Here is a 12,541-nt window from a genome sequence, read left to right as displayed (position 1 = left end):
AAGGCGAACATATCGATTCAGCTGCTTTTTCATAAAAACGTAGCCATGGTGGTGAATGGATACTTCGGAGAAGTAAATTTTAACGATAGTGGTGAATAGATACTCCTAGCAAGATGAGCAGTGCGAACAGTTTCAAAAAGCTGATAATCAGCTATATCCTTATGGTGATCAGCGCGAATCTTAGTATACGCAAGCGCATTAGTAGCAGTCGCATTGGTATTGTTGGAAGTAGTGTTAGCATAAGCAATAGCAATAGCAGCATAGTCAGCACAGGCAATTTTAATATTATAATCAGCTTGAGAACCATGATGTAAAGCAATAACATAAGCAATATAGTTAGCCTTAGCAGCAGCAGCCTTAGCGCGGTCAGCAGCAGCCTTAGCAGCATGAGCAATGGCAGGGGTAAGCGTAGCACCAGCCTGAATAGCAAGGTCAGAAGCGGTACGAGTAGCCTCAGCAACCTTAGTCGCATCTTCAGCAGCAGCTTTAGCAGCAGCAGCATCAGCACGAGCATCGGCAAGCACATGCTCAGCCCTACCATCGGATAAATAAGTGGGGTCAGCAGTTATATCAACAGCATTACGATTAAAACGATCCGCATTACGCGTAGCATACAATAGCGCACGACGCTCAATAGCAAAAGCAATGATAAGGCAAGCAGTCACAACAGTAATACGAGCCGCAAGGATAGCCTTTGCAGCATGAATACGAACACTGGAACTAGTGCCATGGCGAGAAGCAAGCTGAGCAGTAGCATTGCGAGCAGTATCAACATAATTAGCAGCGCGACCAGCCATACGCAAAGCAACATGATGATAAATATTACTAGCAGCAACTAAACTATTGACATTAAGATGAACCATATCATCAAGGGTTTTAACAAGGCTGTACATATTACGCATAGCCTTACCAGCTGCATCCTGAGCAGTACGAACAAGTTGCTCAGGAGTATCAGTGGAATGCATGCCTAAACTAGGTACAGAATAAGGGCTATTAAGCGCATTGAGCGAACAAGAAACATCAGTAAAATCAGTAGAAAGACCTAAAAGATTAGAACCAGTGGCTACTGCTGGGCTATTACGAGACCCTATATTACTCTGCACCAGATGACTACATCCAACCAACATAAGCAAATGGCATAAAAACACTTTACCCATAATTCTTATCCTATGCAAGGCATTATACTTGACTTCAAGTTCCATATTGGATAATATGAATTATAATTTAAAAATGCAATAGAGTTCTTTCATCGTAAGCCTTCAACCAATGGCGTCAACACACGCCTGTGGCTGAGCCTCTTATCTCCTTCGATAAAAAGTCTGTCCCGATAGTAAATGGCTGAATAGTGATGAATGGAGTCTGCAGTTGTCTGCTATTATCTGCGTTACTTTATGGTAGGAGAGATTTTTTATAAGGAAGTAGAAAGGACAAGCCAAAACCGCCTGCAACGCCTCCTAAATGGGCAATGGTAGTGATTGCTGGTTCCTTATAGGCGTAATAGCCTAGTGCAGCGCTACTCAGCAGCATAGCTACAACCAAATGCCATTTAATTTGTTTTTGTATGCATAACCTATGACAGAGCATCCCTGTTAGGCCAGACCATACCAAAGAGACACCGTAAGATTGGCAAACAGCATAGGTAGAAGTTTGTAAACCGACCAATATAGCCGTTGCTAAAAAGAGATGTTGAGCAGGCAGCTCGCTACTTAGGGCAAAAAAATTGATCAGATTCAATGTATGATTCCATAGGGCTGCTCGGTAATCCCCCTTATAAAGCAATCTATTATATACACTGAGGCCGTTGTGATAGGTTGAAGGTATAATTTTGATTAATCTTCCAGGGTTATTTCCTTGCCATATTTGATGTTATAGTGGTATAAAACTATTTATTTACTGATTTTTTAGTCATTTTCAATCTATTTTGGACACACCATTCCCCTAGATACCTCTTAATATGATGTTTGGGGACCTATATAAGTTATAGGCTATTGCCTCCATAACATGTTGCGTATGGGTTTTAGCAAGGCCTATATATCTGGCTCCTGAGCTACGGAACCAACTTTTAATACTTCCAAATACCCGTTCTACTTTATAGCGCGTTTTAGATACTAATTTATTAAACCGTTTAGCAGTGGGTGATAAAGGATTGTTTCTAGCCCCTTTTTTCTGAATAGCTGATTTTAACTTCTTTTTCTTTAGTAAATTTTCGTTGGGCGACCCGCTATAGCCTTTATCTGCATAGAGTCTGCTGCCTGATTTTAGCCTTACTTTATCCAATAATACCTGTAAATGCCCACTATCATGACTAGATGCTTTTGTGGTACCTACGGCTAGCACCAACCCCTCTTTGCTTTCCACAAGAACATGCCGCTTATAGCCATAGTAGAGATGATGGCCTTTTTTTATCCAACTTGCTTCTGGATCTACTCCTTTTTGATAACTTTCAGCTGTGGTTATGGTTCCATCTTCATGCAGATCGTAGCTTTTTTTACCTTTAGGGCGTCTAGGGGTAGGGGTAATAGAAGCATCTACAGCTGCTGAACCGTTTTGAACCAATACACCATGATCAGATAGCTGATTATTAATGATATGCAATAACTTTTCTAAAGCATTCTTCTCTGTAAGGGTAGTTCTAAATCTACTTAGTACACTATGATCTGGAACAGAACTATCCATCGAAATACCACAAAATCTGCTAAAAGTGATACGATCATTCACTTCTTCTTCGACTGCATAGTCGCTCAAGCCATACCACGTCTGTAGCAATAGCATTTTGAATAGAAGCAGAGGACTATAGGCCGGTTTGCCTGATAAACGTAAACCTTTAGGATAATGTAATCGGAGTGCTTTTTCTACTACTGACCAATTAACTAGCTTGTTGATTTGATCAAAGAAAGTGTGTTTGCACTTACGCTTATTGGCGGAAATATCTGAAAAACTTAATTGCTTAGTTTGCTTGAGCGACATACACAATATTATTAAAAGTTTTAAGCATCAATACCTAAAAAAATCAATAGAATTTAACCTTTTTTTACCTTCTTCTAAAAAATAAAAAGATACTTTTTATGGCAAATCGTAAAGGTCTATTGCAACGGCCTCACACTTTCATTTTTGTTGCACAATACGTGTACGGGATAAGGCAGGTTGAGCGCTATGGCTGCTATCGCAAGTGGTTTGTTGTAAGACTTTATAGGAGTAGCCGCTTGGGTAGACCTCTTTCGAAACACTATTTCTAATGGCAATTTTGGTGTCGAAGCTGGTCTATGCTCCTCAAATACACCTGAGTATGCTGCAGTGGTCGCCTCCGCTTCTCCTAAAAATTGCACACTACAAATAGGTCTCGCAAGAGGTCTAATATAGGGCGAAAACGCACAGATACAAATAATATATCCGCTTAAAAGTAAAAAAGATCGCTTGCAATGCCAAATCACCTTAATACTCAGATAAAAAACCTTCCATATCCACATCAAGTTCTTCCGCTAATTTTTGTGAAGCAATCAGTCCCTTACCGTCTCCAGGTTTTTCTTCATATAGCTCATCTATAGTGGCATCCTCTGTATTGCCAACTTTGACAATTCTACTGCCAAAGAGTCTAAGGGTAAATGCGTCTATCCAGGTTAAATTTTCTGCAGGGTTAGCGGCGTTGTACCAACAAATTGATTCAAAAGGCAGTTTGTTAAAATAATCTATTACATCTTTATATTTGAAAGTAGCTATGGTGTGATCTAAGTGGGTAGGTGGATTGTTTCTACCTGGTACAATTAATTGAATCGCTTCAATATCATACTCTTGCCTAGCCGTAATCTTATTAAAGATGATATGTTCTACCAACCTTAACGTGGCAATTTCTCTTGGAAAGAATTCATGTGGAGTGGTTTGCCCCTCTTCTCCTGAAAGTTGTAAACTTTTCAAGAATTGTGCTTGAGGCATAACTGCTTCTAGGGTGTCATCTGTATAGGGTACCAGTACTCCATTTTTTACGCCATCTATAATTATTTTGGAAATTTCTTTTCCGCGCATGAAACAAGGGCTATTTTGTTTTTCATTTAAATAGATTTCTCTCCATACTTTTCTGGCATATAAAATATAGGCCCTAGCCAGGGGGCGCGTGGCATGTGGACTATAACTTTGTGATAAATGATCTGTGCGTCCATAGCATGGAGGGGTAGCAGTTAAGCCAATATATAGCAACAATAAATATTTTTGTAATGACATAGTGAATGGTATAATTAATTCAGTAAGATATTGAAACATGAACCATCATTAATGGTTTCAACTTCATCTTTAAAGTTTTTTCTTGCTATTTTTTTGATTTCAATCACCAATCGATCGCCTGATTTGGCTTGAGCAGCGATATTGTGCAAATCTGCAACGCTCTGCTTTGCCGTTAACGCATGAATGGGACGGCTACCCCGTGCCAAGGTAATCACCCATTCTACCACTTGGTACCTAGCATCTTTGGGTAGAAAATCTTGGAAATACTTATTAGGAATTACTTTGGCTTCCAGTACCCTGGGACCAGGTGCAGGTATGCCTAATTTCATGTCAATAGGCTTGTTTTTAGTAGTGATGGCAATTTGGGGAATGGGAATGTCTTGTACCATAAAAGCTTCTGTGCCTATTAAGTTGTCTCCATTATATACCTTTAACTTAACCTCTTTATCTTTAGGAATCACGGTAACTACTCCTTTTTTAGATCCTGGTATGGTGGTCCCACCCTCCACTTTAAACCGCGGGTTGTAGCTGGCACCAAGAGAAGGAACTTGAATGTCTAACTCGTTTCCACAATTTCGATAAAGTGACTGTACCGTAGCAGCCTTTACTTGAATCACAGGCTTTGCAACCAGATAGGGGATATCTTCTGTAATAATCGATTCTTTGCCCCCAGGTAGCTTCAATTTTACAGCAGCTTTAAAGTTTTTTTTGGCAAATCCATGGGTGTCATAGCTTCCAGGGGAAGTTGTAAAGGTTATTTTTCCTACGCCATCTTCTACCACAATCGGTTGGCCATCAATAAACATTTCTGGAGCAACTGCCGAAGAAGAAGCGGCTAAAATTAAATCTGCTTCATATTTGCTTCCGGCAGCGACAATATAGGACTTGGTGTTGGCCAATAACTTCAGTGTGTCAAATTTAACATCAGAGGCACCAATGATGTTACCCAAGGTATGGATAGCATCTGCTTCTGTAGTGACTACCTCAGAGGCAAACTGGCTCAATGTAGCCAATGCAGCGCCAAGTGGCGTGTGGTCAAAATTTAATGTAACAAAATCTTTTTTAGCTTGATTGGGATCACGACTAAAAAAGTCATGCTCTTTTGCATCAAAAGCAATGGGTGTATAAGGTTTATTGGTGAGCCTAGAAAGCTGTGTTATATATCCATTTAATTTGGTTTTCAATATATTCCCCTCCCCTTTGTTGATCATAAAACGGGCTACTGCTGCATTGCTTTTGAGCCCTTTGGGTAATTTGGTGAGGCGGTCAATGCCCCCCTCTGCATCAATCAACTGTTTTTTTAATCGATCTATATAATGTACCAGCCCTACTGTATCCTGATGCATGGCCAACACTTTTTTCAATATTTTTATATCTGTTGGCCGGTTGCCCATATCTTTAACCGCACTTTGTAATGCTTGAATGGCACGTTCATTATGGTTAAATTGTAGACTTCTGCTTTTATCAATACTGCCACTGAGTACCATGAATTTATCTAATACACTAGAGCTGACCTGAAGGGCTAACATAGCAGTGAGCACCAGATACATTACCCCTATCATTTTTTGTCTAGGACTTAATTTTCCTTTGGCCATACTATTTTAAACATTTATACGCAACTTTTTTGGTGAGTGATACCAAATCATTTAGCCTTTAAAAGCGGTTAGTGTCTTGGCATATATTTCGTTTAGAGCGGTTACTTTTTCATTGAGTAAAGCAAGCTCTTTTTTAAAGTGTATTGCTTCATTACCTGCTACTTCCATTGCTTTTACGGTAGTTTCTAAATGGCTATGCAGCGTATGGGTATGGGTAGTCTGATCTTCCATATGGGCTAAAGCTTTTTTGTAAAGCCCATTCATAGAGGTTAATGTATGCGCCATATCTCCAATTATTTGTGTGGCTTGCCCTATATGGCGCACATAGTCTTCTGTGACTGCACCAACCTGGGTAAAAGAAGGCACACTGGCTATATTGTCTGAAAAACGACGCATAGTAGCAGCTAAGTTTTCTAACAAAGCAGTATCTATGGAAGCTTTTTCCAAGCATTGGTCAAACTTTTGCGTAATCGTAGGGGTAGCTTGCACAGAACGGCTTGTTAAGTTTTTACCGTTATAATCAGGCGCTAGCTCAGGATACACACGTGACCAATCTATTTCTTGTTCTTTAGGTTCAAAAGCACTTAAAATGAAAATAACAGCTTCTGCAGAAAGGCCAATGCCCAACATAATACTGCCTCCAGGTAGGTTTAATAGCTTAAACATAGCCCCAAAAATTACAATAGCTGCACCAATGTTGTAAATCAAGGGCATAATAGTATTATAAAACTTATGTGTAAAAGAATTACTTATCAAATTATGTTTCATTGTATTTTACAAATTTAAATGGCCAATAAATGGATGATCAATAAAAGTTACATGGCAGACATCACGCATCTAAAGCCAATATAGCAACGTGGTATATCTTTATGTTCACAATCAGAAACTCCAGTTTGTAGTGCATAGGCGTAGTCTTTCCAAGAGCCTCCTTTAATAACCTTAAATAGGCCTTGTTCATCTTTATAAAAAGGACTGATCACCTCATTTTTATGTATTGGTAAGGGGCTGTATACATCTGCACACCATTCTGCTACATTGCCTGCCATATCATAAAGTCCATAAGCGTTGGGTGGAAAAGCTTTTATGGGAGAGGTATATGCATAACCAGACGCTGCATAGTCCCCTTTTGTAGCCTGAAAATTAGCCAAGAGCTTGCCTGTCTTTGGATCTCTTACAGAAGGTCCTCCCCATGGATATTGCGCATCTGGTTGACCGCCTTTAGCAGCATATTCATATTCAGCAGCGGTAGGCAATCTAAAGTCAGGACCGGGCTTTCGCCCTTTAGATACTAAATAGTTATTCCTATAAATAGAACGAACGCGTGCATATTGTTCTGCTGCTTCCCAAGTGATGCCCACTACAGGGTAGTCATCAAAACGGGGATCTTGCCAATAGCTTTGACCATATGAGTCATCTATAAACATAGCTGGAAAAACTTTTTGCCAAACTGTTACGTCAGGCATTAGCTTTTCATTGATATAGGATTCGTTTAATCCATACGATTCCAGATCGGCCCTGACAATATCTAGGAATGCGCGGTATTGAGCATTGGTAACGGGTGCTTCATCCATGTAGAATGAGGGTACGGTTGTCGTCTGTATGATACGGGTTTGGCCAATCCCACCTTCGTTAACTCCTCCATGCATCAAAAATGTACCAGATGGAATCAATTTCATGTTTAACGGGATATCGTTTTTCCAACTTTCTTTAGTATGGTGGCCGATAAATTCCCCTTCATCATCGGGAATGGTACCACAACTACCCATTGTCATATAGATCAATACGTATAGTGTGGTTAGGGTGCGCTTAACAAGTTTAGATGAAAAGCATTTGTAAGAAGCTAAAAGCATATCTAAGAGTATATTTTATAAAAAAATGCTTTTGTGTAAGTAACAAACTCAACAAAGCTATTAACTTTTTTGTTTTTTACAAAGTTTCCATAGCGTTACTTTGCTATCAGTACAAAGGTAACCTTACCTGTGGCGATACCAGCTGGTGCGTCAGCTGTTTTGCTAAAGGTAAGCGCACGCAATGCATCTGCGTAGATCTTTTCTACCATGGGGGTAACTGTTTTTTCAATAGTTAGAATAGAAATGATTTCACCTTCTTTATCTACTTTAATTTCAAAAACGATTTTGCCCCACTCTTCTGTGGTATCATTTGGCCGGGGTACAGCATCCCATTCCCATCCCCTTAATTCAAGGGTAGCATCTGTTTGCTTGGCATGATTTTTTCCTTTGTTGTATAACCCCCGCTCATCTATTTTAGCTACTTTACGGGGTTGTTTAAGTTTTTGGGGGCGTCTCAAACCACCTGGTTGTTTTTGATGCTGCTGTTTTGGGCGTGTATATTGATGCTTCCGTTGATGGTTAGCTGGCTGCTCAGGCTGTGTAGTGGCCAGATGAGCGGCTTGCAGGGATGGCCCAGTGGTATGGTTAGGCAGGTGATGTTCTGCTATAGTGTGTGTAATGGCCGGCTCTAAGGCAATTCTATAGGATTGGGCACTAGAAGCAGCTGGTGCTGGAGTGCGCTTGATGCAATAGGTTAACCCTAAAGCAAATAGATGTAAAGCAATCGATAGGGCCATTCCTTTTCCATTTGGAGAAAATAACCAGCTATTTTTCATCGTTTCTTTTCAAATTCAGTAGCTAGGGAAACAGCAGCCCCTAATTTATTGGCTATATCTGCTACCTTGACCATATGGGCTATAGATAGCCCTTTATCCATATGCAATAAAACAACTTTACTCGATGTTTTGGATAATGCATCCTCCAAGACATTTTGTAGCCTGTTAAAAGGAACCCGCTTTCCTTCTACATAATAGGCTAGCTGTGCGGTAACCGTTACATGAACTTGTACAGATTCCGTTCTTTCATTGGTGCTTAATGGTAAGTCAACAGGAAGTGCTTTGGGGCTATAATTGGCTGTAATCAATAAAAAAATCAATAGTAAAAATATAATATCAGTCATAGAGGCCATGCTAAAAGAAGCATCTATCTTATTTTTTGTACTGATTTTCATTTTCTTACTTATTTTTTTAGTAGGGCATTATGCCTACTTCACCTTGGCTAAAAAAAGGTTGACCAGATAATTCAACCTTGCTGTAGTCTTACTGACTTGCGCGGTGCAGTAATTATAACCCAGATAAGCTATAATTCCAACGATTAGTCCTCCTACGGTTGTAACCATTGCTTCATAGATACCACTTGAAAAAAGTTGAGAAGAAAGCTGGTTTTTTTCTTGGGAAATCGCTATAAATGTTTGAATCATACCAGTTACAGTACCTAAGAAACCAATCATAGGTGCCGATCCAGAGATCGTTGCTAGGAAAGCAAGCTTTTCTTCCAAAAAGGCTACCATCCTACCAGATTCACTTTCTAAAATCAATGCAATATTTGCAACTTGCCGTTGCTCGATGCCTTTGTTGATTACTTTTTCTATAATATTATCTTGTTCACTACAGATCTGTTTCACTGTTGATAAGTCTCCACTATTTAATGCTACTTCTAATTCTTCTAAGAAACTACTGGATAGGCTCAAATATTTTCGGTAGGTCAATAGACGCTCTACTATTATGTAGATGCTTATAAGCGATAGCGCTGCAAGGGGTAACATCAGCCAACCGCCTTTTAACAGCAGACCCAGTAATGTCGTATGTGTGGTCATAAAATTATAAATAGTTAGTGCGCCTAGGGCGCAATCTATATAAGGGAGATTAGTACTCTAAAATAAAAATATTTTTGTATTTTGACTCAAACTGCTTTAGTTTTTTTTCTGCTTCATCTTGCGTTTTACTATGTCCTATGGTAACACGATAGTATTTTTCTGACCTTTGGGTTCTAGGTAAAATCAGACAGACACCTAAGTTTTTTTTCATGAGCTCCTGTACTACTTTCATGGCAGCCGACTTGTCTAGATAGCTACCCACCACTAGGTGGTATATGCCTTGTGGCTCCTTGAATGCTTGATAAGTCCCTGGCTTGATCAACGGCTTAGCCCGCTTAGCTGCTAGCTGTTTTTGGGTAGCACTGATGCTTTTGGTTACTTTTTTGTTTTGTTTGTGTTCAAATATTTCGGCCTCATCAAGAGACGAATCAGCTGTTTTATTGCCATCTTTACGGGCTCTTGTTTTAGCTGTTGTGGTAGCAGGTGCTGATTTTTCCGAAGCGTTGGTTTGTTCGGAATCGGGCCTGTTATTTGCTGCTTTAGTAGCCGACTCAACAGCTGATGTAGGATGCTTGTGCATGTTCATATAGAGATTATACCCCATTTTAGCTGCAATAAGCAGGACAATCATGCCTAAAATAACCAGTAGGGGCCATATCGCTTTTTTTTTAGGCAATGCTTGAAAGTCTGGTTTGGGTAACCCAAATTTATTATCCATGGGGTTGGTAGCCATACACAAAAAGTTTTTGCAAGAGATCTAACTAGAACTAAGTTAAAAAAAATTACTAAATAGGTCACAGCTGTACTAGCCACAGCAATATAATAATTTTCTAGAAAATGGATGCAGTAGCTGTCATGATAATGGCCATTATTTGACTTTTTGGTGTAAATTGTAAGGAATCACTGTCCACTTAAAGTGATGCTACTTTCTGGAAAAGCGATTTATTAATGAATATCTTTTACTTAGATAGCGATGTAAAAAAATGCGCTCAGTATCATTGTGACCGTCACGTTGTAAAAATGATATTGGAATCGACGCAAATACTTTGTACGGTGCTCCATCAATCGGGCATCTCTGCACCTTATCGACCTACGCATAAACGGCATCCTTGTGTTGTTTGGGCAGGTCAATCATTGGATAATTGGCGTTGGTTAAGGCTTTTAACCGCTGCGTTAAATGAAGAGTATCAGTTTCGATTTAATCGGGCAATACCTCATCAATCGTTTCTTGTTGCAGCGTCACTGTCACCACCACCCCTTCCCTTGGTGGGTTGTACAACGCGACCTTTAACCATGCCTGATGCATACAAAATTATAGAGGATCCTGTTGCAAGCTACAGGCGTTTTTATGCGTTAGGCAAAAAGCATTTGTTGACCTATACAAAAAGGGTTCCACCTTATTGGTTACAAGATATAAGTTAATTAAATATTGTTGTGTATATGAAAGGTTATTTATTTCCTGGTCAAGGGAGTCAATATGTAGGGATGGGCAAAGTGCTCTATCACCATAGCAGGCAAGCACGTCAAATGTTTGAAACAGCTGACCATATTTTAGATATGGATTTGACTTACCTGATGCTAGAAGGCTCCCAGGAGGCTTTAAAAGCAACTACGGTTGCGCAACCTGCTATTTTTTTACATTCAGTTGTTACAGCCTTGGTGAGTGATTCGTTTCATCCAGCGGCTGTAGCAGGCCATTCTTTAGGCGAAATATCAGCTTTAGTAGCCAGTGGCGTGATGCCATTTGAAGAGGGGCTGCATCTGGTAGCTGTCCGTTCTAAAGCGATGGAGCAAGCTTGTCAGCTTTGTCCTGGGACCATGGCTGCTGTACTTGGTCTTAGGGATGAGGTGGTGGAAGAAATTTGTGCAACCATTACGCAAGAAGTAGTGGTACCAGCTAATTACAATTGTCCAGGGCAGTTGGTTATTTCTGGAAGTCAGGCGGGGGTAGCGTTGGCCATGGCAGCTTTAACCCAAGCAGGTGCGCGCAAGGTAATACCACTCCAAGTAGAAGGAGGGTTTCATGCTCCGCTGATGGTGCATGCTCAGGAAAGTCTTGCAGCGGTACTCTCATCGATCTCCTTTTCTAAAGGCATCTGTCCCATTTATCAAAATGTTACTGGACAGGCTGTTACCGATCCGCAAACCATCAAGGAAAACCTAATCCAACAGCTTGTGGCACCTATTTATTGGACCAAAACCATTAACCATATGATAGCGGATGGGATTACAGCATTTGTTGAATGCGGGCCAGGAGCTGTTTTACAAGGGTTAACCCGAAAAATAGCCCCTGCGTTAGCTATAGAAGCTATGTAAGCAGCCCCCCATCTACCTGAATAACCTGTCCTGTGATGTAGCTGGATGCATCGCAAGCCAAAAAGAGCGCACACTCCGCTACATCTTCTGGAAGGCCCACGCGCTTAAGTGGAATCTTTTGAACCCATTCCTGTTGGAGTGAGGCCTCAAGTTGATCTGTCATGGCAGTTGCTATAAAGCCGGGTGCAATAACATTGGCACGTATGTTTCTGCTGCCTAACTCTAAAGCAATGGATTTGGTAAAACCAATGATACCCGCCTTGGAGGCAGCATAATTGGCTTGTCCGGCATGGCCGCTAATGCCTACAATAGATGCTATGTTGATAATAGAACCACTACGTTGCTTGAGGAAGGTTTTTATCGATGCCTTCACGGTATTAAAAACAGATTTTAAATTTACATTTAATACTGTATCCCAATCGGCTTCTCCCATGCGTAACAGTAAGTTATCTCTAGTGATGCCTGCATTGTTTATCAATACATCTAATCCACCAAATGTCTCTACCACATCTTCTACGACTTTATGGGTAGCTTTAAAATCAGAGGCATCTGCATGGATGGACTTTACCGCTACCCCAAAGCTACGTAATGCTGTTTCTGTAGCTTGTACAGATTGCAAATCAGATCCAAAATAGGTGAAAGCAATATCTCCCCCTGCTGCTGCTAGTTTAAGTGCAATCGCCTTGCCAATGCCTCGTGAAGCACCTGTAATAAATATTTTTTTTCCTTTTAAATGCATTATAAAAAAT

The 12,541-nt window shown here is 40.3% G+C and carries 15 protein-coding genes; 2 read left to right on the top strand and 13 right to left on the bottom strand.

Annotated elements, in window-relative coordinates:
- Nucleotides 1–29: 29 nt before the first annotated feature.
- The 12 genes from AAHM81_RS01670 to AAHM81_RS01615 form a co-directional block, all read right to left on the bottom strand.
- A complete protein-coding gene (locus AAHM81_RS01670) occupies nucleotides 30–1,202 on the bottom strand; it encodes a hypothetical protein (protein ID WP_342265628.1) in 1,173 nt (390 codons plus the stop codon).
- A gap of 187 nt (nucleotides 1,203–1,389) precedes the next feature.
- Nucleotides 1,390–1,779, bottom strand: coding sequence for a hypothetical protein (locus AAHM81_RS01665; RefSeq protein ID WP_342265627.1), 390 nt, complete (start codon nucleotides 1,777–1,779; stop codon nucleotides 1,390–1,392).
- A gap of 159 nt (nucleotides 1,780–1,938) precedes the next feature.
- Entirely contained in the window at nucleotides 1,939–2,967 is a 1,029-nt protein-coding gene (locus AAHM81_RS01660) for an IS5 family transposase (RefSeq protein WP_342264943.1), read from the bottom strand.
- Between the two features lie 116 nt (nucleotides 2,968–3,083).
- Nucleotides 3,084–3,326 (bottom strand): palindromic element RPE1 domain-containing protein, encoded by a 243-nt coding sequence (locus AAHM81_RS01655; RefSeq protein WP_342265626.1) that lies wholly within the window; start codon nucleotides 3,324–3,326, stop codon nucleotides 3,084–3,086.
- Between the two features lie 106 nt (nucleotides 3,327–3,432).
- Nucleotides 3,433–4,215, bottom strand: coding sequence for a gliding motility protein GldN (gldN, locus tag AAHM81_RS01650; RefSeq protein WP_342265625.1), 783 nt, complete (start codon nucleotides 4,213–4,215; stop codon nucleotides 3,433–3,435).
- A gap of 14 nt (nucleotides 4,216–4,229) precedes the next feature.
- On the bottom strand, nucleotides 4,230–5,810 hold the full coding sequence (gene gldM / locus AAHM81_RS01645) for a gliding motility protein GldM (protein ID WP_342265624.1): 1,581 nt from the start codon (nucleotides 5,808–5,810) through the stop codon (nucleotides 4,230–4,232).
- Nucleotides 5,811–5,861: 51 nt separating this feature from the next.
- On the bottom strand, nucleotides 5,862–6,578 hold the full coding sequence (gldL, locus tag AAHM81_RS01640; RefSeq protein WP_342265623.1) for a gliding motility protein GldL: 717 nt from the start codon (nucleotides 6,576–6,578) through the stop codon (nucleotides 5,862–5,864).
- A 47-nt stretch (nucleotides 6,579–6,625) separates the two neighbouring features.
- On the bottom strand, nucleotides 6,626–7,660 hold the full coding sequence (locus AAHM81_RS01635) for a formylglycine-generating enzyme family protein (RefSeq protein WP_342265622.1): 1,035 nt from the start codon (nucleotides 7,658–7,660) through the stop codon (nucleotides 6,626–6,628).
- A gap of 95 nt (nucleotides 7,661–7,755) precedes the next feature.
- The gene (locus tag AAHM81_RS01630) at nucleotides 7,756–8,436 is read right to left on the bottom strand and encodes a hypothetical protein (protein ID WP_342265621.1); all 681 of its coding nucleotides are present in this window, start codon (nucleotides 8,434–8,436) and stop codon (nucleotides 7,756–7,758) included.
- Nucleotides 8,433–8,831 carry an ExbD/TolR family protein gene (locus tag AAHM81_RS01625; RefSeq protein ID WP_342265620.1) on the bottom strand — a complete coding sequence of 133 codons (399 nt, stop codon included), beginning with the start codon at nucleotides 8,829–8,831 and terminating at the stop codon, nucleotides 8,433–8,435. The genes AAHM81_RS01630 and AAHM81_RS01625 overlap by 4 nt, the downstream gene beginning before the upstream one ends.
- 33 nt (nucleotides 8,832–8,864) lie before the next feature.
- A complete protein-coding gene (locus AAHM81_RS01620; protein WP_342265619.1) occupies nucleotides 8,865–9,476 on the bottom strand; it encodes a MotA/TolQ/ExbB proton channel family protein in 612 nt (203 codons plus the stop codon).
- Nucleotides 9,477–9,525: 49 nt separating this feature from the next.
- The gene (locus AAHM81_RS01615) at nucleotides 9,526–10,209 is read right to left on the bottom strand and encodes an SPOR domain-containing protein (RefSeq protein ID WP_342265618.1); all 684 of its coding nucleotides are present in this window, start codon (nucleotides 10,207–10,209) and stop codon (nucleotides 9,526–9,528) included.
- 215 nt (nucleotides 10,210–10,424) lie between these two features.
- On the opposite strand from AAHM81_RS01615, the gene AAHM81_RS01610 reads away from it, so the two are divergent.
- Both AAHM81_RS01610 and fabD read left to right on the top strand, forming a co-directional pair.
- Entirely contained in the window at nucleotides 10,425–10,898 is a 474-nt protein-coding gene (locus AAHM81_RS01610; protein ID WP_342265617.1) for a hypothetical protein, read from the top strand.
- Nucleotides 10,899–10,916: 18 nt separating this feature from the next.
- Nucleotides 10,917–11,792 carry an ACP S-malonyltransferase gene (gene fabD, locus AAHM81_RS01605; protein WP_342265616.1) on the top strand — a complete coding sequence of 292 codons (876 nt, stop codon included), beginning with the start codon at nucleotides 10,917–10,919 and terminating at the stop codon, nucleotides 11,790–11,792.
- Here the strand turns inward: fabD and fabG are convergent.
- Nucleotides 11,785–12,531 (bottom strand): 3-oxoacyl-[acyl-carrier-protein] reductase, encoded by a 747-nt coding sequence (gene fabG / locus AAHM81_RS01600; RefSeq protein WP_342265615.1) that lies wholly within the window; start codon nucleotides 12,529–12,531, stop codon nucleotides 11,785–11,787. The two genes, fabD and fabG, sit on opposite strands and share 8 nt — an antisense overlap.
- Nucleotides 12,532–12,541: the final 10 nt, after the last annotated feature.

The sequence above is a fragment of the Cardinium endosymbiont of Philonthus spinipes genome, assembly GCF_964030745.1.
Lineage (GTDB): Bacteria > Bacteroidota > Bacteroidia > Cytophagales > Amoebophilaceae > Cardinium.
Note: the sequence above shows the minus strand (reverse complement) of the source record. Positions and strands in the feature narration are given on the sequence as shown.